Source organism: Apibacter sp. B3919 (assembly GCF_026537405.1).
Taxonomy (GTDB): domain Bacteria; phylum Bacteroidota; class Bacteroidia; order Flavobacteriales; family Weeksellaceae; genus Apibacter.
On sequence record NZ_JAFNMG010000004.1, the window covers coordinates 69,515 to 91,008 of the forward strand.

20 protein-coding genes are annotated in these 21,494 nt (G+C 29.2%); 15 read left to right on the top strand and 5 right to left on the bottom strand.

Features of this window, described 5'->3' with window-relative positions; genetic code table 11:
• On the bottom strand, nt 1–878 hold an 878-nt coding region (locus J3U20_RS07535; RefSeq protein ID WP_267435037.1), incomplete at its 3' end, for a leucine-rich repeat domain-containing protein.
• 428 nt (nt 879–1,306) lie between these two features.
• Here J3U20_RS07535 and J3U20_RS07540 point away from each other — a divergent pair.
• Complete coding sequence (locus tag J3U20_RS07540; RefSeq protein ID WP_160542738.1) at nt 1,307–2,353, top strand: ABC transporter substrate-binding protein; 1,047 nt, start codon at nt 1,307–1,309, stop codon at nt 2,351–2,353.
• A 2-nt stretch (nt 2,354–2,355) separates the two neighbouring features.
• Here the strand turns inward: J3U20_RS07540 and mgtE are convergent, their stop codons facing one another.
• The 4 genes from mgtE to J3U20_RS07560 all read right to left on the bottom strand — a co-directional run bounded on the left by mgtE (nt 2,356) and on the right by J3U20_RS07560 (nt 6,531).
• The gene (gene mgtE, locus J3U20_RS07545; protein ID WP_160542736.1) at nt 2,356–3,693 is read right to left on the bottom strand and encodes a magnesium transporter; all 1,338 of its coding nucleotides are present in this window, start codon (nt 3,691–3,693) and stop codon (nt 2,356–2,358) included.
• A gap of 95 nt (nt 3,694–3,788) precedes the next feature.
• Nucleotides 3,789–5,054, bottom strand: coding sequence for a DUF2130 domain-containing protein (locus J3U20_RS07550; RefSeq protein ID WP_160542734.1), 1,266 nt, complete (start codon nt 5,052–5,054; stop codon nt 3,789–3,791).
• A gap of 166 nt (nt 5,055–5,220) precedes the next feature.
• Nucleotides 5,221–5,928 (bottom strand): hypothetical protein, encoded by a 708-nt coding sequence (locus J3U20_RS07555; protein ID WP_160542732.1) that lies wholly within the window; start codon nt 5,926–5,928, stop codon nt 5,221–5,223.
• Nucleotides 5,929–5,952: 24 nt separating this feature from the next.
• On the bottom strand, nt 5,953–6,531 hold the full coding sequence (locus tag J3U20_RS07560; RefSeq protein WP_160542730.1) for a rhodanese-like domain-containing protein: 579 nt from the start codon (nt 6,529–6,531) through the stop codon (nt 5,953–5,955).
• Between the two features lie 47 nt (nt 6,532–6,578).
• On the opposite strand from J3U20_RS07560, the gene lnt reads away from it, so the two are divergent.
• The 14 genes from lnt (at nt 6,579) to J3U20_RS07630 (ending at nt 21,418) form a co-directional block, all read left to right on the top strand.
• Nucleotides 6,579–8,237, top strand: a complete 1,659-nt coding sequence (gene lnt / locus J3U20_RS07565; RefSeq protein WP_160542728.1) for an apolipoprotein N-acyltransferase — start codon at nt 6,579–6,581, stop codon at nt 8,235–8,237.
• Between the two features lie 86 nt (nt 8,238–8,323).
• Entirely contained in the window at nt 8,324–8,563 is a 240-nt protein-coding gene (gene rpmB / locus J3U20_RS07570; protein ID WP_055425116.1) for a 50S ribosomal protein L28, read from the top strand.
• A 14-nt stretch (nt 8,564–8,577) separates the two neighbouring features.
• The gene (rpmG, locus tag J3U20_RS07575) at nt 8,578–8,760 is read left to right on the top strand and encodes a 50S ribosomal protein L33 (RefSeq protein WP_055425117.1); all 183 of its coding nucleotides are present in this window, start codon (nt 8,578–8,580) and stop codon (nt 8,758–8,760) included.
• Between the two features lie 12 nt (nt 8,761–8,772).
• Nucleotides 8,773–8,925 (top strand): DUF4295 domain-containing protein, encoded by a 153-nt coding sequence (locus J3U20_RS07580; protein WP_105297293.1) that lies wholly within the window; start codon nt 8,773–8,775, stop codon nt 8,923–8,925.
• 92 nt (nt 8,926–9,017) lie between these two features.
• On the top strand, nt 9,018–9,974 hold the full coding sequence (gene ftsY / locus J3U20_RS07585) for a signal recognition particle-docking protein FtsY (RefSeq protein WP_105297294.1): 957 nt from the start codon (nt 9,018–9,020) through the stop codon (nt 9,972–9,974).
• Nucleotides 9,975–9,997: 23 nt separating this feature from the next.
• A complete protein-coding gene (locus tag J3U20_RS07590) occupies nt 9,998–10,480 on the top strand; it encodes a hypothetical protein (protein WP_160542726.1) in 483 nt (160 codons plus the stop codon).
• A gap of 4 nt (nt 10,481–10,484) precedes the next feature.
• Nucleotides 10,485–11,081, top strand: a complete 597-nt coding sequence (gene def / locus J3U20_RS07595) for a peptide deformylase (protein ID WP_160542724.1) — start codon at nt 10,485–10,487, stop codon at nt 11,079–11,081.
• Nucleotides 11,082–11,101: 20 nt separating this feature from the next.
• Entirely contained in the window at nt 11,102–12,475 is a 1,374-nt protein-coding gene (mnmE, locus tag J3U20_RS07600; protein ID WP_160542723.1) for a tRNA uridine-5-carboxymethylaminomethyl(34) synthesis GTPase MnmE, read from the top strand.
• A gap of 403 nt (nt 12,476–12,878) precedes the next feature.
• Entirely contained in the window at nt 12,879–16,652 is a 3,774-nt protein-coding gene (locus tag J3U20_RS07605) for a hypothetical protein (RefSeq protein WP_160542721.1), read from the top strand.
• A 615-nt stretch (nt 16,653–17,267) separates the two neighbouring features.
• A complete protein-coding gene (locus J3U20_RS07610; RefSeq protein WP_160542720.1) occupies nt 17,268–17,444 on the top strand; it encodes a hypothetical protein in 177 nt (58 codons plus the stop codon).
• A 101-nt stretch (nt 17,445–17,545) separates the two neighbouring features.
• Entirely contained in the window at nt 17,546–19,060 is a 1,515-nt protein-coding gene (locus tag J3U20_RS07615; RefSeq protein ID WP_160542719.1) for a hypothetical protein, read from the top strand.
• Nucleotides 19,053–19,736 carry a hypothetical protein gene (locus J3U20_RS07620; RefSeq protein WP_160542718.1) on the top strand — a complete coding sequence of 228 codons (684 nt, stop codon included), beginning with the start codon at nt 19,053–19,055 and terminating at the stop codon, nt 19,734–19,736. Before J3U20_RS07615 ends, J3U20_RS07620 begins: the two co-directional genes overlap by 8 nt.
• A gap of 305 nt (nt 19,737–20,041) precedes the next feature.
• Complete coding sequence (locus J3U20_RS07625) at nt 20,042–20,608, top strand: hypothetical protein (RefSeq protein ID WP_160542717.1); 567 nt, start codon at nt 20,042–20,044, stop codon at nt 20,606–20,608.
• Between the two features lie 450 nt (nt 20,609–21,058).
• Nucleotides 21,059–21,418 carry an arsenate reductase family protein gene (locus J3U20_RS07630; protein ID WP_160542716.1) on the top strand — a complete coding sequence of 120 codons (360 nt, stop codon included), beginning with the start codon at nt 21,059–21,061 and terminating at the stop codon, nt 21,416–21,418.
• Nucleotides 21,419–21,494: the final 76 nt, after the last annotated feature.

Sequence of the window (21,494 nt, forward strand, 5' to 3'; positions counted from 1 at the left end):
GAAAACGAGAAAGCCTCTTGCCCGATAATTTTTAAATTTCTGGGTAAAACGACTGTACCATTGAAAAATCTAAAAGATTTAAAAGGTAAAGATTCGAGATAATCAGGGAGAATTACCTTACCGTTAACTCCATTAAAAGCATTTTGACCAATTTTTTTAATCATATTATTTTTAGATAGATCAATAAGTTTTAAATTCTGACAGCTTTCAAAAACACCATTATCTAAAGTGTGTAAATTGGGAGCTTTACTCAGATCTATCTGGTCAATTTTAGAATAGTAGAAAGCATCAACCCCCAAAGTATGCAAATTTGGAGCTTGACTTAGGTCTAGATTTTTAACGTTAGAAAACGAGAAAGCCTCTTGCCCGATAATTTTTAAATTTCTGGGTAAAACGACTGTACCATTGAAAAATCTAAAAGATTTAAAAGGTAATGATTCTAGATGATCGGGAAGTACTACCTTACCCTTAACACCATTAAAAGCATGTTCGCCTATATTTTTAAGATGGGAGCATTTAGAAGCATCCACGCTGATGTTATACGCATATTCAAAAGCTTCTTTAGAAATAATTGTTAAATTGGAGGGAAGAATTATATCTTTTAGAACGGAATTACTTTTGAATGCACCCGTAGGAAGTATTCCGTCCGTAACCGAAGAATTGGAAAGATCTAAAACCGTTAATTTTTTCATATTATTTAACGTTTTTATATCATCAGGATTTATACTTCCATTAATCGTTAAATTAGTAATCGAATTAACCTCATTATCTAATAGCTTAGATAAGCTGCCGGGGTCTACCATATCAATGACTTTTACTTGACCCTGTAAAAAATATGTGGATAAAAAATAAAATAAAAAAAGTAAAAAATTCTTCATAAAAAATAAATGTTAAACCGTTCAATAATAAATTAAAAACAGTATAGTTATAAAAGCAAATATATTTAAAAAATAACGTATAATTTAATTAAATGTGATTGATGTCATAAAATAAATGTTAAAAAATAATGAATAAGGAATAAAAAAATAATAATATTTAATAATAAATAAAATGTTTATAAGTGTATTAAATCTTTGTTTAAACAATTAAATTTAAATTTTATGTTTTTATATACTTAAAGAGATTATATTTTTAAATAGTAATGAATAAAAAACGTTTATAATAGAAAGTTCAAAATAGGAAGTCTTAATTTTGTGATAATATATAAGATTTGAATCGATATATTGATAAAATAAAAATATGAGTAATAATAAATTAAAAAAATGTTTACTTTAAGTAGTTTTGTAACGAAAATCATGAATTGTTTATGAGGAAAATATTCATTTTTTGTGTATTTGCAATTGTCTTATTTTCTTGCAGAAAATCTTTTGAAAAATCCGTTTCGTCTAAAAACGAATACGCCACTAATTTTTCAATTCAAAATGTAAATAATCAACTAATTATAACATCTGCGGGCAGTCGTTTAGTTTTCCCGCAGCATTATAAAAGTAAACGATGTGTAATTACTACTACTTCTGCCTCGGCGTATATTGATGCATTGGGAGAGATTAACTCCATTGTAGGTGTTTGTTCACCCCATTATTTCTATAATCCAAAAATCAAAGAGAAAATTAAAAACAATACCATCGAAGATATAGGAAATGACGGAACGTTGAATTTTGAAAAAATCTTAGCTTTAAAACCTGATTTAATTATAACCGGACATAACCCCAATTATGAAAAAATTTTGAATCAACTGTCTAAGCAGGGTATTAAAATTCTTTATGTAGAAGAATTTATGGAATTACATCCATTAGGAAAAACAGAATATCTAAAACTATTCGGAACAGTTTTTAAACAGCTCCCAAAGGCCGACAGCATCTTTTCTATAGTAAAAGAAAACTATTTAAAATTAAAAGAAAAATCGGATCATACAAGTACGAAACCCACCGTTTTTACCGGAATTATGTATGGAGATTCCTGGTATATGGCAGGAGGAAAAAGCTTTCTAGCTACTCTTTTCAGAGATGCGGGAGCTCATTATTTATGGCAGGATAATAAAAATTCAGGATCGGTTCCCATGACTTTTGAAGAAGTACTAAGTAAAGCTAAAAATGCCGATTTATGGATAGGAACCAGTAATTTTAAATCCAAAAGAGATTTGTTAAATTCCAATACAAACTATGAATGGTTTAAAGCGTATCAATCAGGAAACGTATATGCATTAAATAACAAAGAAAACCAATCACTCGCTAATGACTATTACGAGTACGGAAGCATTTATGCGGATAAAGTATTATCGGATCTCATTAAAATCATACATCCCGAACTAGTTCCTGAATACCAATTAACGTATTTACGTAAATTAGAATAAATTTAGAGTAACACACCGCTTAAAATAAGAGAAGCGATAGTAAAATAAATAATTAATCCGGTTACGTCCACCATCGTTGCCACAAAAGGAGCAGAGGAAGTAGCAGGGTCTAATTTAAATAAACGTAAAATGAAAGGAATCATAGAACCGGAAAGAGTTCCCCATAATACGATTCCGATAAGTGAAGTAGCAACCGTAATTCCGATGAGCAGCCAATGAGGGCCATAATCGTAAAAATTAAGATTTTGCCATATAAGTATTCTGATGAAACCAATTACTCCTAAAGTGATCCCTAATAACAGTCCCGAAAAAATTTCTTTTTTCATAACGTACCACCAGTCTTTCAATTTGATTTCATGCAAAGCCATAGCCCGTATAATCAGGGTAGCCGCTTGAGATCCGGAATTTCCCCCACTGGAGATAATTAGAGGTACAAAAAGGGCTAAAACCACGGCTTTTTCAATTTCCTCTTCAAAATGGACCATGGCACTGGCGGTAAGCATTTCTCCAAGAAAAAGTATGATTAACCATCCGGCCCGTTTTCTAAATAAAGTTAAGAGTGGAGTATCACGATAAGGAATATCCAAAGCTTCCACACCACCAAATTTTTGTATATCTTCCGTATCTCGTTCCTTAACAATATCCAAGATATCATCCACGGTTACTATACCAACCAATACCCCGGTTTCGGAAATAACGGGAAGGGTGCTTCGGTCATAATCTTCAAAAACGCGAATGGCATCCTCCTGGTTCATCATGCTTTTTAAAGCAATGAAATTGTCATCTCCCAATTCTTCCAATTTACTGTCATCATCGGCAAGTAATAACTTTCCTATTTTGATGTCATCCAGTAACTTGTCATTCTCATCGACAATGTAAATGAAATTTAGAGTTTCTGCTTTCCTTCCATATTTTTTAATATGTTGTAACGTATGTTTTACCGTCCAGTATTTTTTAGCTTGTATATAATTAGGCGTCATCAAACGACCTACGCTGTCTTCCGGATATCCTAAAAGCTGTAAAGCAATTTTTCTCTCATTTTCGTCTAATAAGTTTATGGTGTTTTTAATGAGATCGTCCGGCAGATCTACAAAAAATTCTGTACGGTCATCCGGAGCCATTTCGTTTAATAAATCGGCAATGTCTTTTTTACCTAAACCATGCAACAATTCTTGTTGAATTTTAGGGTCTAAATACGTAAAAACATCCGTTTTTTGATTACGAGGAAGCAGAAAAAAGTTTAAAATCCGATCTTTTTCGGAAAGCTCTTCAAGTTGTTCTGCGATGTCATTTGGGTGAAGATCTTCAATAGGAGTGCCTTCAAAGATATTTTTTTCCATAGACTTTTTTTTTAGGTTATGTTATTGAAGAGTACTGCAAATATAATTCTAAATTATATATAAAGAAGCATATTTTTTAGTATTGTGTATATTATTTATTCATCAAAGCCTAAGGTTTCGTCAGAATTTAATTCTAAAGCATGTATATTTTGAATGGCATTTCCTGCTATTCCTTTAATGGAGCCGTACATGGAAATAGTATTTTCAATTACCTTTTCGATTTGCTTTTCCCGTTTGGACCATATATTCATCATAGCCCTTTTTTCTTTACTAAGCTCATCTTGCATTTGAGTAAATCCTTCAACAATACCCTCTATTCGTAAACGGAATTCATTTCCGGTTAGAAAATCATAGAGCATTTCCATCTTATCGCCTTTATTTTCTTGGGATTTGATAATGGTGCTGAATTGAATGATGGAATGTCTTAAAACGGCACTCAACCCCTTAAATTCATTAAAGGTACAAATCCAAATGCCCTCTTTCATTCCCATTCGATCCATGTCTGAAGGCATTACTTCAGTAATAAGAACCCCGGTATTTGCTTTTTTCTCACGAATATCATTTTTGAATTTTTCAATCCATGAGTTTTGGAAATCTTTAGTTCTTTTACTTTCATAATAAATTGAGCCGCAATTTTGGATTTCACGGGTATTTACAATTTGAAGGCAATCGGCACCACGGACTCCTTTTTTTATTTCGTTAATAGTATCTAAAGGAAAATTTTGAGCTAACCATTCTTCAATAGCTAATTCCTGAACTTCTCCCTGCAATTGCATGGATCCTTGTTCTTGTTTTCGCTTCATTTCTTCGGTGAGCCTTTTCTGATCTTCCAGTTGTTTAAGTAACTCCTTAAACTTTAACTCATTTTTTTCATTTTCTTGTTTGCGAATTTTTTCTCTTTCTCGTAGAAGTTCATCGTTTAATTTTTTTTGAGCTTCTGCTTCAAAAACGGCTTTCAACTCTTCTTTTTCTCTACTTAATTTGAAAATTTCCGCTTGCATCTTATTTAACTCTTGAAGCTTTTCAGATTTTTCGGCTAATTCTTTTTCATAAAGAAAAATGCGTTCTTGATTCTCTTCTTCAATTTTCTTTTTCAGATAACTTTCAATTTCAAGAGTCTTTTCTTTGGTTATTTTAGAGAGTCTTTCCTGAAAAATTTCATTCTCTTTCTTCTTCTTGGCCTCAAATTCTTCTTTTTGCCGCTCCAATAAATTGTTTTTTTCTTGAAGTTCTTTCTGAGATGAAAGAAATTTTTCCTGGTATTCTTTCTTTATGGATTCCTCTAATTGATGTTTAAGAATATCATTTACATCGATTACATTACCACAATTCGGGCATTTTATCTGAGTTTGAGAATTCATAGTACACATTTACTATTTAACAACGCAAAGGTACAAAATATGTAAATAAATGTAAATGAGTTACTAGGAGGCTGTTTTAGATTTTACAACTGAAACCGGCATCTTGTTACTTCATTGCGAAAAGTATAAAAAAAAAAATTGTACTAAGTACTAATTTTTTATGTAATTATTTTACCAGCTCCACTTTTAAATCCGTTTTTTGAGGAGCGGCCAAATACTCGGTAGCATCAAATACCATAGAAAGACTTTTTTTGTCTTGAGAAATTACGGCCGAAGAATTGTTTACTTTCTTTATTTCTTTGGGAAACGTATAAATGGTTTTAAAAGTACCACCGGTAAATAAGGGGAGAATGCTTTGAGCCACAGAATCATTTTTTAAACTTTCGGATTTCACGGATTTTTTACTAAATACGTTGCCCTTCCAATGAAAAGTTGAGTTGGTGAGAAATTCCATGTTTTTAGAAGGGTTGTTTTTTGAATTATCAATAGAATTTAAAGCGTCGAGAGCGGAATTTAAAGACGCACTATTGGTGAAATCTCCGTAAATCAATACATAAAATTCCCCTTTCTTTTCATCTTGGTGCACTTTGATAAATAGAGGCTTAAGTGCTTCTAACTTTTTTTGATTCTCGAGAGATAATTTTGATATGCTATCCTTTTTTTGAGTAAGTAAGTTGTTGAATGAAATTAGAGTGTCTTTATAAATACCTTTATTTAGACTATCAGGCATAATTTTCATAAATTCACCGGCATCAATCATATAAGAATACGTAAGATTGCCTTCAGGATTGAACGTAATTTCCTCGCGTATGGAACAACTTACAAGTAAAACAATAGAATAACATAGAGTTAAGATTTTTGAGATAGACTTCATATATTTAATGATTATAATTATTTTTTACTTTACAAGTTCCTTTCCATTTTTTAACCAGCTGTTAAGCCCTCCGTCTAAATTATAAATGATTTGAAACCCATGATCTTTTAAAATATTAGCCGCATAAAAACTTCTTATTCCGGATTTACAATAAACGGCTACCGGACTGTTTTTATCTAATTCTTGAATTTGGTTTTCAAAGCTGGGATCGTCTACACTCATATTAACAGCATCATATATATGGCCACTTTTGTATTCAACCAGTGTTCGTACATCAACAATCTGCGTTTGGCGTATTCCTATTTCCCATGAAAAGGTGGATACCGGAACTGTTTGAATTAAAGGATTTTCTCTATTAATTGTGTGGGAAGGAGAAGAAACGGTATCCTTAGAAGTAACTATGCTGTCTTTTTTTGAAGAAGGAAGAGACTCATCTAATTTAACAGAATTTACGGATGCCGGAGGTTTGCTGTATCTGGGTAAATCGGAAGTAAGAATTCCTACTTCGGGTGGGGTAGTATAGGTATTTACTGATTCCCTGTGATGAGTTTTACACGAAAGTAAAATCAAAGAGAACAGAACTATAAAAAATAATTTATTCATAGATTTGAAGCGTTTAAAAACTCAAAAATAACTATTTTTACAAGTATATGAAAAGATTTATTCCGGCAATAGTCAGTGGATTGCTTCTTGCTCTGTCTTGGCCTGCATATGGCTTTCCCTTTTTGCTGTTTATTGCTTTTGTTCCCCTTTTATTGGTTGAACATGATATTACTGTAAAAAAAGAAAAATTCTCCGATTTGAAGGTTTTTGGATTATCCTATTTGACCTTTTTCCTTTGGAACTGGGGAGCAACCCAATGGTTACATTTCGCACAGAATCCGGACGGGTCTCATTCTTGGATGGCATTTTTGTTTCCTCTTTTCGTAAACAGTTTGTTAATGTCTTTCGTTTTTACTTTTTTTCATTTTGTAAAAAGAAAAACAGGTACTCGCTTCGGGATTATTTTCTTTCCAACCCTTTGGATCTGTTTTGAAAAATTTCATCTAACTTGGGAAATGTCCTGGCCCTGGCTTAATTTAGGAAATGCCTTTGCCGATTATCCTGAAGTCATTCAATGGTATGAAGTAACCGGTACTTTGGGCGGAACTTTATGGGTATTAACAGCAAACCTGATATTCTTTTATTACATACGAGCTTATCAAGTTACGCATAATAAAACCTATATATGGAAATCTCTATGCTATAACCTGGCCATTATAGGAATTCCCCTGGCTATTTCCCTCCTTAGATATCAATCGTATCATGAAAAAGCTTCTGAAAAAATAGAAGTGGTTTTAGCTCAACCGGCACTTGACCCATATGCCGATAAGTATCGTTTGGACGGGACTGTAATTCTTCAAGAATTATTACAAACAGTAGATAAAGAAATAACCCCTGCCACACAATTTGTAGTTGCTCCTGAAACCGCTTTTCCGGGAAATGGATTTGTAATGGTAAACAATCTTGAAAACGATATCTACATAACTCAAATAAAGCAATGGCTGAAAAATTACCCTCAATTAAGTTTAGTATCGGGGGGATCGTTAGCTGAATATTTTACTCAACAACAAACTCCTACAGCCCGTTATCTCAAACAGTATAATCAATGGATTGATCTATATAATTCTGCCGTACAGATAAATTTGAATGATCCGGTTCAATATTATAATAAGTCAAAATTAGTGGTAGGAGTAGAACATTTCCCTTATGCAGCTGTATTAAAGCCTATACTAGGAGAATATATGATGAATTTTGGCGGATCTATGGAAAGTTTAGGAGTACAAGACCATCCGACTATATTCACAAATTCGAAGAATCGATTAAAAGCCGCTCCCATAATATGTTATGAAAGCATATATGGAGAATACGTCGGAGAATTCGTGAAAAATGGAGCTAACGCATTATTTATAATGACCAATGACTCTTGGTGGAGCAATTCGCAAGGACATAAGCAGTTATTGGCTTATGCGCGATTACGAGCCATTGAAACCAGAAGAGATATAGGGCGCTCAGCCAATAGTGGAATTTCAGCATTTATAAACCAACGGGGAGATATCGTAGAAAAATTAGACTATGGAAAACGGGGGGCTTTAAGGGGGGACATTAATTTAAATACTTCACTTACAACTTATGTAAAATACGGCGATGTAATCGCCAGATTGGCATTGCTGCTGGCGGGAATATTATTGGCTTATGCGATATCCAAAACCTTTTTAAATAAAATAAATAAGAATGCCCTAAAAAGGAAACACAATATCAAAAAATAAAAAGTAAAAAAGTTGGTAGAGTCAAAAATAATTTGTTAATTTGCAACCCGATTCAAGGAAAAAGAATATTATTTAGATTTAAGATAATGGCTAGAATTTGTCAAATAACAGGAAAGCGTGCAATGGTAGGAAATAATGTGTCGCACGCTAATAACAAAACAAAAAGACGTTTTGAAATAAATTTGATGGAGAAAAAATTCTATTTACCATCAGAAGATGCTTGGGTATTTTTAAAAGTATCTGCACATGGTTTAAGAATTATAGATAAAATAGGAATTGAAGAAGCTGTAGCTAGAGCTCGTAAACAAGGTCTTATCAATTACTAAAAATTAAAATTAAAATGGCAAAGAAAGGTAATAGAGTACAAGTAATTTTAGAATGTACTGAGCATAAAGAGAGTGGAATGCCGGGAGTGTCTCGTTATATAACAACTAAGAACAAAAAGAATACTCCGGAACGAATTGAATTGAAAAAATTCAATCCGGTGTTAAAAAAATATACTATACACAAAGAAATTAAATAATAAATTTTAGTCATGGCAAAGAAGGTTGTAGCAACATTACGTACAGAATCTAAAAAAATGACCAAAGTGATCAAAATGGTTAAGTCTCCTAAATCTGGAGCTTACGTTTTTGAAGAAAAAGTTGTGAATGCGGATAACGTAGACACATTTTTAAAACAGAAATAGTTTTCATAACATAGGTTTTTAAGGTTTTAAAAAAATCATTCACTTCATTGTGAATGATTTTTTTTTTATTTTTGTTATATTATATATCCTATATGAGTTGGTTTAAGAAAATTTTCGGAAAAGAGAAAAAAGAAACATTAGACAAGGGATTGGAAAAATCTAGCCGATCTTTTTTTGATAAAATTGGGAGAGCTATTGCAGGAAAAAGTAAAGTCGATGATGAGGTTCTTGATGAATTAGAAGAAGTGCTGATTTCTTCCGATGTAGGGATTGAAACCACACTTAAAATAATAAAAAAAATAGAAGAACGGGTTGCTAGAGATAAATTTATGAATACTTCGGAATTAGATCAAATTCTAAAAGAAGAAATTATGAATTTATTGGCAGAAAATAAAAGTTCTGATTCTGAATTTGAAATTCCGGAGGATAAAAAACCGTATGTTATCATGGTAGTGGGAGTTAATGGAGTTGGAAAAACAACGACTATAGGAAAACTTGCTTATCAATTTAAACAACAAGGAAAGAAAGTTATATTAGGAGCTGCGGATACGTTCCGAGCGGCAGCCGTAGATCAATTAGTCATATGGTCTGAAAGAGTAGGAGTTCCAATAATTAAACAAAGCATGGGATCAGATCCTGCTTCTGTGGCTTTTGATACCGTTCAATCTGCCAAAGCGCAAGGTGCCGATGTGGTATTAATTGATACTGCGGGACGTTTGCATAATAAGGTTAATTTAATGAATGAGCTTAGTAAAATAAAAAGGGTTATGCAAAAAGTAATTCCCGATGCTCCTCATGAAATATTATTGGTATTAGACGGTTCCACCGGACAAAATGCATTTGAACAGGCCAAACAATTCACGGCAGCTACAGAAGTTAGTGCTTTAGCGGTTACTAAATTGGACGGTACAGCCAAAGGAGGAGTAGTGATCGGTATATCCGACCAGTTTAAAATTCCGGTAAAATATATTGGTGTGGGCGAAAAAATGGAAGATCTCCAACCCTTTAATAAATATGAGTTTGTAGACAGCTTTTTCAAAAAAAATTAAAAGTTTAAGCAATTCAATCCAAAGTGAAAAGAATTATCTATTTAGTTATCATGCTGGTTACTTGCTTTGCTTGTAAATCTCAGCAACCTAAAACTGTTAGCAAGAATAAGCTTTACAAAGTTGAGTATTCTAATTACGGAGGGATGAATGGTTGGGAAGAATCTTTTATGATTACTCAAGAGAATAGTTCGTATCATTCAATTATCAGAAGAACGAACACAAGCGCAAAAGAGCTGGAAAAAACGCCTGAAGTTGTTTGGAAAAAATTAGAATCTACTTTAGATATTCATTTACTTGAAAAAATTAAAAGCGGTGAGAGTAAACGTTTGTATGATGGGAAAGATACTAAATACAAGATAGTCTTATGTTCCGGTAAGGAATATTCATTTATAAATCCTCAGGATTCGGAAGAGTACCAAAAGATGAGCGAGTTTTTTTCTACACTTCTGGATAGTAAAAATAAAATACTGATAAAAATCAACAACCCAAAAAAACTCAAACCTTAAAAAAATGTATAAAATAGCATATCTGACATTGTTTGTCATACTAACATCATGTGGAAGTTGTTTTACCTCTTCAGAGAAAGCAATTATTTATCAGTCACCCGATTCTCCGGCAAGAGTTTTAAAGATAAATCACAAAGAGGATTCACTGATTGTTAGAAAACCTTCTAAACGAATAAAAAAAATACACAATAATAAAGACTTGGAGCAGCTGATAAAGAAGCTGTACTTAACTATGTTGGAAGAAAACGGAGTAGGAATTGCAGCACCTCAAATTGGAGTAAATCGAAATGTTTTTTTATTTTATCGATTGGATAAGGAAGAAAAAACGGTAGAAGTTGCTATTAATCCACGGATTATTTCCCATTCTACCGAATTACTATGTTTTCAGAATGACGGATGTTTATCCGTACCTAACCGATATGGAACTTCGCAACGTTATGCCTGGATTGAGGTGGAATATACGGACCAAAATGAAAAAAAGGTTACTCATAAATTTTTAGGTGGAAGCCGTGCCGAAGATTATACCGGTACTATTTTTCAACATGAATTCGATCATCTGCAAGGAAAGCTTTATATTGATAAACTTTGTAAACCTAATTAGTTTTTTTATTATCTATATTGATGTTGTTTGAAGATACTATTTGTGCATTAGCTACTCCACCGGGAACAGGGGCATTAGGAATTATCAGGGTTTCCGGTAAAAATTCAATCTCTTTAGTTAATTCTGTTTTTAAGGGTAAAAATCTAAATGAGGTACCTTCTCATACGGTTCATTATGGTTTTATTAAAGATGAAAATGAAACGATTGATGAAGTGATGGTTTCCGTTTTTTTAGCTCCTAAAACTTTTACGGCAGAAAATTTGGTGGAAATCACATGTCACGGTTCCCAATATATTGAACAGCAAATCCTGTCCTTATTACTTAAAAAAGGGTGTCGATTGGCTCTGGCAGGTGAATTTACACAACGTGCTTTTCTTAATGGACGTATAGATTTAAGTCAGGCCGAGGCAGTTGCCGATTTAATTTCGGCCGAAAATAAAGCCAGTCACGACATGGCCCTGTCTCAAATGAGGGGGGGATTTTCATCTCTTCTCAAGGAATTACGAGTTGAATTATTGGATTTAGCCTCACTTCTAGAGCTGGAATTGGATTTTTCTGAGGAAGATGTTGAATTTGCCGATCGTTCTCAATTAGTACAATTGATGGATAAGATTTTAGGGGTTATTAATCCTTTAATCGAATCATTTTCTTACGGGAATGCTCTTAAAAACGGGGTTCCGGTTACTATTCTAGGAAAGCCAAATGCAGGAAAATCAACCTTGTTAAATGCTTTATTGCAGGAGGAAAGGGCCATTGTCAGCGATATTGCGGGAACTACTCGAGATACCATTGAAGAATCGTTAGTTATTAATGGTATTCAATTTCGATTTATAGATACGGCGGGATTACGGGAAACGGAAGATCAAATAGAAGCTATAGGAGTAGCCAAGGCTTTGGAAAAAGCCAAGGAAGCTTCAATTATATTATATTTGGCAGATGTAACAGAGTTAAATTGGGAAGAGATACAATCTGATCTTATTAAATTTCAGAGGGAAGACGTATCTATCATTGTATGTTTAACTAAGCTGGACAAGAATAGCAAATTTACTGTTTCTGAAATCCCCGATGAAATTATGCAGAAATATACGGTACTGATGGTTTCTGTTAAGCAAAATCCGGATCTTTTAGAATTTAAAGAAAACATGTATTCGTATATAGAATCTCAAAAGTCCACTTCTCAAACAATTGTAACTAATGTACGTCATGTGAATGCTTTGATTCGTGCGAGAGAATCTTTACTTTTATGTAAAGAAGGTTTACAAAACGGATTAAGCAGCGAATTGATTGCCATTGATTTGCGACGTGCCTTGGAAGCGCTCGGGGAAATCGTGGGACAAGTTTCTAATGATGAACTGCTAGGAAATATTTTTGGTAAATTTTGTATCGGTAAATAGGCTGGGGCATAAAAAGATTTAAATAGAAAAATCAGCAAATAAATTCCTTTTAACATAAGGATTATGTAAATATTTTACCTTCTGATTATTTCCTATACTATATCTACCCAAATTCTTATTGATTAATTATTATCTTTTATAATTAATAAGTAATCTAATCAATGCCGAATTTATAAACTTATATAAAGAAGTAAGTATTGATGTTATTATCGATTGGAATGAGTTTCCAAAAATATGGTAAAGTAATTTACTATGATAAATTGGAATTTACATAATAGGATAAGATATATTCATCTTTAAAGTTTTTAAAGGAGGGTTAATTTATATGAAATTTTGCTTGATATAGTCATAAATAGAATTATGAGATAAATAGGTTTTTGTACATTTGTATAAAACCTGTTTTATGAATTTTAGTTTTATATCTTCTTTATTTTCAGATAAGAGTAAAAAAAATGATGAAGAAGTAATATCCATATCTTCGCTTGCTCCTAAAGTTTTAACTAAAAAAGAAGATATTGATAAAATTCGACCATATTTAGATAAATTAGGAGATACTTTAAAAGCTAAAGGTATAAATAATATTGCATTAACAGGAGGATATGGTTCAGGAAAAAGCACTATATTAAAAACGTTTCAGCATTGGAATAAAAAAGAATATAAATTTTTGAATATTTCATTAGCTGCATTTAATCAAACTAAGTCGAAAGAAAATTTCAAAGAACTGTATGAATTAAAAATTAAAAATGGAAAAACTGAAAAAGAAGCTGAAAAGGAAATTGCTAATGAGTTTAAAGAAACTTTAATAAATAATGAAGAACTTGAAAGACGGCTTGAAATAAGTATATTACAACAAATTGTTTATAAGGTAAAGCCCTCAAACCTTCCGGAATCTCGTTTTAAAAGAATTATTAATATACCAAAATGGAAGTTAAGGTTTTTATTTCCTATTGGATTTATATTGTGGTTGTCGAGTATAGTTATATTCTATAAATATAATTATTTAGATAAGTTAAATCCAAATACGTGGATATTAAGTGATAGTTTAGATTGGAATTCTATTTTTGTATTTTTAATTTCATTTTTAGGCATTGGGTATTTTTCAAAATTAATAGTTGAACTATTTAGTAATTCCAAAATAAATAAGGTGAACTTAAAGGGGGAAATTGAAATTGGAGATAATTCCAATAAATCAATACTCAATGAACATTATGATGAAATCTTATATTATTTTGAAAAGAATTCGTATAATGTGGTAGTTATTGAAGATTTGGACAGGTTCGATAATACTAATATATTTACTAAATTAAGAGAATTGAATATATTACTCAATAATGCTGATACCATAAAGAATAAAAAATCATACAGAAAACATGGGATAAAATTTCTATATGCAGTAGGAGATGATTTATTTAATGATAAAAAAGAGAGAGTAAAATTCTTTGATTACATTATTCCAGTTATTCCGTTTATAAATTCGTATAACGCAGATGAACCATTAATAAATTTAATAAAAGAATCAGGGTTAGAAGAAAATATATTTCCAAAAGAATTTCTTTCAGATATTACTACTTTCATTGATGATATTGATATGAGGTTATTAATTAATATTTTTCATGAATTTGTGATTTATAGAAATGTTTTGAAACCTGAATTCATTAAAAAACCGGAAGAACTATTTGCAATTATTACTTATAAAAATGTTGATCCAGAAGATTTTAATAAATTAAATAATAATGATGGAAAACTCTATAATTTAATTAGTAATAAGAAAAAATATATTAAAAAATTTGTTGAGGATGTAGATATTAAAATAATACAATTGGAAAAACAAATTAAGAATATTACTAATGAAAATATCTCTGATATAAAAGATTTAAGAAGACTTTATATTAGTCAAATTTTAACAAAACTTACTAATATTTCGATATATAATATTAATATTATTGGATTATTAGAAGACAAAGAGTTTAATAGCTTAATTGAAAATGAAAATTTATCTTATAAGTATTTGGGTTATGATCTGAGAGTGGATCGCGCATTAAGATTTAAATTTTCAGAAATAGAAAATGAAGTTAATACAAATTTCACATATAAAGAAAGAGTTAATTTTATAGAAAGTAAATTTAATAATAGAGTTGAATTACTTCATAAAGAAATTGAAAAATTAGAAGATAAAAAAATAGAAATTCATAATTGGGATTTAAAACAAGTTTTTAAAGAAGTTGATATCAACCACTATTTAAAAGATTTTTCTAATAATGGATTATTAAGAAATTTAGTTTTGGAGGGATACATTAATGAAAATTACAATGATTATATTTCACTATTTCATGGAATATCACTTACTAAAGAAGATAAAATTTTTGAACGAAATGTAAAAAGTGGTATTGATACATATTTTAATTATAAATTAACACATATTGAAAATCTTATTGATAATCATTTAGAATTAAAATATTTTGACAGAGAAACAATTTTAAATTTTGACTTATTAGATTTATTAGGAAATAAATACGATGAATACTCAAAGCAATACGACAATATAATTAAATTGTTATCAAGTGAAAAAGGAAGGTCGATAGAGTTTATAGACCAATATATTGAAGATGAAAATAGACCTTTAAAGATATTTATACAGATATTAGTTGAAATGTGGAAAGGGTTTTGGGAATATGTATATGATAATTATAGTTTTGAAAAACAGTTTAAGTATTTACGTTTAATCATTGATTATAGTGAAGTTGAATCGATTTTGAAGTATCAGAATAAAGATAAATTAAAAGAAGCGTTTGAAGAAAAAATTGATTTTATAAAGTTGATAAAGACTAATGATGAAACCGATTATTATATTGAATTAAAAAATAAAGTATCTGAAATAATAAAGAGTTTAAATATAAAATTTAATAGTTTAGATATTGATAGAAATAATGTTGAAAAACTATTTGATTATATTTATTTTAATAATCATTATAAGATAAATAAGGATAATATATTTCGAATGATTTCAATATTTGGAGAGAGGAATGTAGGAAATACCTTTGAAACTTCTAATTACTCAACAATACATAAATCTAATTGTAAACCTTTGGTTGAATATATTACTTCTAATATAAATACTTATGTAGAAAATGTTTATTTAAAATTAGAACAAAATAAATTTGAGGATGTATGGAGTTTACTTTTACTTTTAAATAATGAAAAATTAGAAGATAAACTAAAAATTAAAATAATTCAAAAGGTAGAAACAGTTATACCTGATTTATCTATAATTAAAGAAATAGGGATTAAGGATTTATTGTTAATAAATAATAGTGTGATACCTGTTTGGGGAAATATTATTAACTATTATACAAGCTATGAAAATACAGTAAATGAAATTTTAGTTGAATTTTTAAATTCTGAATATGTGTATTTAGCTTTAGCAAATGAGAAGATGCCTCATAAATCTGAAACTTTTGATTATTCTTCTTTCAGAAGAAATCTTCTTTTATGTAATGAAATTTCAGATGACAGTTATGTAAAATTGTTTGAGAGTAGTATTTATACAAGAGAATCTCTTTCTTTTGAAAATTTAAGTGAGAATAAGATTGAGTATTTAACGAATAAGATTTTTACTACAACTAAATCAAATTATGATTTACTAAGAGAGAATTTCCCTAATAATCATATAACATTAATTGAAAATGATTTCACTAAATTCATTGAAAATATTAATGATTTTGAAACAGATGAAGGAGATATTTTGTTGATATTAAAGTCAAATAAAATTACTATTGATAATAAGTTTAATTACATTTCAAAATTGGAAGAAAAAACAATAATTGATAGTAAGGATATATCTAAATTAGTTGGAGATATTATACTTCTAAAATCAGAAATGATTAATTTTAAATTTGAGACTCTACAATCAATTATTGTAAATTCAAACTCAAATGAAAATAAGATAAGATTGATTAATTTGTATTTCAGTCGGTTAAATGATGCAGGGATTGTTAATTTAGTGGGAAGTATGAATTGGAATTACAAAGAATTATTTAAAAAACAACATAAACCTAAATTTAGTGATTTTCCTTATAAAAGAGAACTATTTGAAAATTTAGAATCTAGAGGATTAATTAAATCATTTCATAATGATAAGAAAGATAAATCTAAAATAAGGGTTATAGCTAATTATTAATTTAAAAATCACTAAATATTCTTTGATGGTTTTTACGAAATGTCTTACTATTTATAAAATAATTCATTATTAATGTGTAAAGTTGATTTCTGTATTGAGAATTAAACTGAAGCATAAAAAGATTTAATTAGAAAAATTAGCAAATAAATCCCTTTCAACATAAGGATTACGGAAATATTTTACCTTCTGATTATTTCCTATACTATATCTACCCAAATTTTTATTGATTAATTATTATTTTTTTATCTTAAATTATTTAAATCAATAAAATAAAAAAGTAATATATCAAGTCATAACTAAGGGGTTTGAATTATTGACTTATTGGCAATGATTAAAATTAATTTTAATTTGATATCAAATTCAAAAAAATACACAACTTCATAATAGTTTTTAATATTTATAATTAACAGTTAACTTCAGAAGATATCTTATTATTTCCAATTTGAGAACGTTATAAATTATCATCCATTCAAAAACATAAAATATTGTTATATTAATCGTACAAAAACTGTATTTATAGTAAAACAGACAAAATATATATCAGAAAAATATAAAATAAAATAAAATAAAAAATACTAGTATATTTGTTGAGCCTATTTATTAAATCAGAATACTATGAAATATACCTTTCAGGCTGTCTATGGAGAAAAAATTCCTTCTACAACAGCAGAAAATTTAGATTACTTACTTAAATTTTTAAAACCTCAAACTCTTTATATTAAGTTCATAAAGATCTTTTTTACCAATTATACGGCAAGCAAACCCGAAGTAAACATCCGTTTGAAAAGCTGATTAAATAGATTAGATTTTAAAATCAGTTGATAGTATTTCGACACAAAAATTCATAATTAAGACACAAAAGCTATATAATAAATTTAAAAAAAGAGTGAAAAATGGAAGGCGGTAACATTGTTCGTAGAATAGGCGGAGAAAGTATTAAAAGAGCTAAAAAATCTCTTATATTAGAGTCAACCCATGATAACTTGATCTTTTATTCCGCCAAGCAAGTGGTTATGTCAGGGGAGCAAGGTGGGGTAGAATATTTGAATGATTATAAACCGCCTGAGCCTTTGCAAGTAATTCATATAGAGGGTCCTTTAAATGAAGAAGGAGAAAAGGTTTCAACAGTGGAAAAAGGAAAATCCTATAAAATTAAAATTACTCAATTTAATAGGGAATTGAAATCGCCGTCAGAACTCATGAAAATTAAATTGTCGTTACAGCTCAATGAAGATGCAGTACAATTATCGGCTAAAACTTTAGGAAAACAAGAAGTAACGTTAGATATTTCGAAAACTGATTCTTTGGATAAAATTACTATATATGCTTATATTTCCAATTGGAAAAAAGAAGGGAAATGTGAAGTAAATGTAAGTACCAAACAAGGAGGAATACATACCCGATTTTATGATGAACAGGGGCAACAGATATACGACATACCTAGGAAATTACAAAAAGCATTTAATGAAGAATACGGTATCAAGATTGCCTATGACAAAGAAAATGAAATGCTATACTATAAGGGCGAATGTGCTCCAGCCTATGAAAAAATATCTCCAACTGCAATTGCACATTGGAAAAGAGAATTAAGCAGAGATCAAGTATCTAAGGGTAAGTTGTTATTTGGATATAATTTTGGGTATAAAATAAGAGCAGAACCTATCAGTAATAATTGGTCTGGATATAAAAAATATTCATTTAATGACTTCGATGATAATGGGAATGTTCTTTATTTAAAAAAAGAAGAAGGAGCTGTTAGTTCAGGGATTGTACCGGGAATACCTGAGGTAAATATGCAAGTAGTAAAAGAGTTAAAAATGAAAGAACCTTCTCCAGGCTTAAAAATAGGAGATATTGCTTTTATTGATTTAGCTGATTTTGATGATAATTTGAATCAAAAGGGTTGGAAATATATATATACATTAGAGAACAAATACAAACAATGCAAAATAGATTTGCCTAAAATTGATCGTTATTTTAATTTGCCTAGAATTTTAGAACATGAATTTATAGGACATGCTATTTTAAAATTAAGCGATAAAGCTCATGAATTAGCTGAAAAAGAAAAAGAAATAAATGGTCCTGTTCCTGTAGAAGCAAAATTAGGAAACATTATCAGAAGAGAAATTAATTTACCTGATAGAATAATTTATATATCTAAAAGGGAAGATTCTCTTTCTGTTAATTTTGGATATTTAAATGGTTCTAATGATCCAGATCCCAATATGAAACCTATTATAATATTTGATGAAGAAAGGGGGTATAGAACAATAAATCATCCTCCAGAATTTCCAAAAGACCATGGAAGGTTTGAAATAAATAGGAATGATGTAGACAAATTATTAACAATAAAATACTATAAAACCATAAAATATGATGTGCATAAAAAAAATTTTGATTTTGATTAATATTTTTCTAATAAACCAATTTCACGGACAATCAATAAGTAATAAAGAAGATGCACTTATAAGTTTTATTGATTTTTTTAAAACGGAAGTTTATAAATCTATTATACTTTCTAAAGAATTTAAAAGCAATAAAAAATGTCATATAATTGGAATTAATGGACTCTCATTAAATATCGGACATACAGCAGGTTTTGCTACAGGGGGATCAAATGGATATTTATATAATGATATTCATATAACAAAGGATAGTATATCAGTGAAAGAATTAAGAAAAGAATTACCAAAAAAATACTGGATATTTGAAGATTCGGATAGGTTTTTTGGGGTTCAAGTTGGAGCAGATTATATTTATAATCTTAAAAAAAATAATATTGAATATTTGCCTAAAAATATTGATTTTGAACCTGATGTATGTGATTTTAGTTTTGATATTATAAAAATATATAAACCCCTTGATAAATGGATAGATTTTTATGAAAAATACTATGATAGAAGTTATAATTCAGAAGTCTTAATACCTGTGAAATATGAATTATTATCAAATGGAAATAGATCGATTGAAAAAGAAAAATATTATTTATTCAAAATTAAGATAGGATATAACGATAAAGGTAAATTAGAAATATTCAAAGAAATAATAAGTGGTGGAAAAGAGGAAAGAGATATAATAAATTAAAAAGTGTTTTCATTAGAAATTATAATTTATACTAATTGTAAAAAAAATTAAATTTTAATTAAACATTTTTATTTTTTTTACAATAGTTGTTGAAGGTGAGCCTTATGATTATATACTCGAATAATAAATAATAAAGAAATAAAAAAAATATATGCTTAATAAAGGCGCATTTTCAAAAAATGGAAAGATTAAATCAGTAAAAGTTGTGGATTAAGATGATGTACAATAAGAAAGCTTTACTTTTTCTTAGTTTGTTCTTTTGTAAATTAAATCTATTTAGCGGGCAGATTAAGGATAGTTGCTCTATGTATAGAATTTGTTATTCTGAGATAGATACAGTTAAATTAAATATTTATAAATCAATTCTTAATTCTAAAGAACTTCAAAATAATAAAAAATGTCATATAGTAGGAGTTAGTCCAATTTCATTGAATATGAAATATTCGCCTGGATATGAAGCAATGTTTTATGATATAAATGAAATTGAGGACACAATTTCTGTTAATAACTTGATAAATTCTTATCCTGAAACATATAGGTTTTATTCGATTAATAATAAACTTTCTAACTCTTTGGATATTAAAGAATATATGTACTATTTAGATATATTAGAGGGAAAAAATGATTTATACACCTTAGATTATTTTTATGATGAAATATGTAATAATAACTTAGATATAATAAAGATACAAGAACCTTTAGACAGTTGGATGAAAATTTATAAAGCTAATGTTTTACTAAATAAAGCAAATGTAGTAATTCCTGTAATTTATGAATCTCTTATAGAAAAACCTAAATATCTTTTATATAAAATAGAATTGTACGAAGGAAGTACAAAGGTAAAATCAATGAAAGTAGTTGAATTAGATTAAATTAATAAATAAGTTGAAATTATACGATAATGAATGTAGGAGCAGTTGGGCAAAATAAAGGAAATATTGATAAATTATCTGATGTAAATAGAGCCACATTTTCAAAAGAAAATAGATGACAAGAAAAAGGTTAGTTATTGAATTTTACAATTGAAAAGAAAGTTTCTGCATTCAATTTTTATAAAGTCCATTTTATAAACTATTTTACCTTAAAATTATAACGTGGATCATTAATGTTCACATTACAAAAAACCGATTATGTATTGTAGTAATTCTCATTTAATGAGGTTTACTTCATTTGATCAATCCAGCAATATTTAAAGCCGGTTTAATTGAAAGCTAATGATATGGTTAAATTTAAATAATTACCCCTTTGCTAATTTTTAAACTATTACTAATAGACTTTAGACACATAAAAAAAGTAAATTTGACTTCATAAAAAAACAAGAAATGGAAATAACAATCTTATGCTATCCTAAATGCAGCACATGTAAAAAAGCAATCAAATGGTTGCAAGATAATACCATAGAATTTAAAGAAAGAAATATAGCAAAAGAACGTCCAACGAAAGAAGAATTAAAAGAATGGTATCAAAGATCAGGATTGCCCATAAACAAATTTTTTAATACATCAGGCAAACTGTATAAAGAATTAAACCTTAAAGAAAAAGTAAAAACAAGCAGCGAAGATGAACTCTTATCACTTCTATCTACAGACGGAATGTTGGTAAAACGTCCCTTAGTGATAAGTGATTCTATTATTTTAGTAGGATTTAAAGAAGAAGAATGGAAAAAAGCACTACTAGGCTAAACTAATCATCAATACCCCTTATAAGAATATACTTATTGATAATATAGTAATCATAATGAAGTTATGGCTTAATTAT

Excerpts from the sequence above, each read along its gene's own strand:
- ftsY (WP_105297294.1), top strand. The coding sequence starts at position 9,018 with ATGAGTTGGTTTAAGAAAATTTTCGGAAAAGAGAAAAAAGAAACATTA.
- def (WP_160542724.1), top strand. The coding sequence starts at position 10,485 with ATGTATAAAATAGCATATCTGACATTGTTTGTCATACTAACATCATGT.
- mnmE (WP_160542723.1), top strand. The coding sequence starts at position 11,102 with ATGTTGTTTGAAGATACTATTTGTGCATTAGCTACTCCACCGGGAACA.
- J3U20_RS07615 (WP_160542719.1), top strand. The coding sequence starts at position 17,546 with ATGGAAGGCGGTAACATTGTTCGTAGAATAGGCGGAGAAAGTATTAAA.
- J3U20_RS07625 (WP_160542717.1), top strand. The coding sequence starts at position 20,042 with ATGTATAGAATTTGTTATTCTGAGATAGATACAGTTAAATTAAATATT.
- J3U20_RS07605 (WP_160542721.1), top strand. The coding sequence starts at position 12,879 with ATGAATTTTAGTTTTATATCTTCTTTATTTTCAGATAAGAGTAAAAAA.
- J3U20_RS07555 (WP_160542732.1), bottom strand. The coding sequence starts at position 5,928 with ATGAAGTCTATCTCAAAAATCTTAACTCTATGTTATTCTATTGTTTTA.
- rpmB (WP_055425116.1), top strand. The coding sequence starts at position 8,324 with ATGGCTAGAATTTGTCAAATAACAGGAAAGCGTGCAATGGTAGGAAAT.
- J3U20_RS07630 (WP_160542716.1), top strand. The coding sequence starts at position 21,059 with ATGGAAATAACAATCTTATGCTATCCTAAATGCAGCACATGTAAAAAA.
- J3U20_RS07550 (WP_160542734.1), bottom strand. The coding sequence starts at position 5,054 with ATGAATTCTCAAACTCAGATAAAATGCCCGAATTGTGGTAATGTAATC.
- J3U20_RS07580 (WP_105297293.1), top strand. The coding sequence starts at position 8,773 with ATGGCAAAGAAGGTTGTAGCAACATTACGTACAGAATCTAAAAAAATG.
- lnt (WP_160542728.1), top strand. The coding sequence starts at position 6,579 with ATGAAAAGATTTATTCCGGCAATAGTCAGTGGATTGCTTCTTGCTCTG.
- mgtE (WP_160542736.1), bottom strand. The coding sequence starts at position 3,693 with ATGGAAAAAAATATCTTTGAAGGCACTCCTATTGAAGATCTTCACCCA.
- J3U20_RS07610 (WP_160542720.1), top strand. The coding sequence starts at position 17,268 with ATGAAATATACCTTTCAGGCTGTCTATGGAGAAAAAATTCCTTCTACA.
- rpmG (WP_055425117.1), top strand. The coding sequence starts at position 8,578 with ATGGCAAAGAAAGGTAATAGAGTACAAGTAATTTTAGAATGTACTGAG.
- J3U20_RS07560 (WP_160542730.1), bottom strand. The coding sequence starts at position 6,531 with ATGAATAAATTATTTTTTATAGTTCTGTTCTCTTTGATTTTACTTTCG.
- J3U20_RS07540 (WP_160542738.1), top strand. The coding sequence starts at position 1,307 with ATGAGGAAAATATTCATTTTTTGTGTATTTGCAATTGTCTTATTTTCT.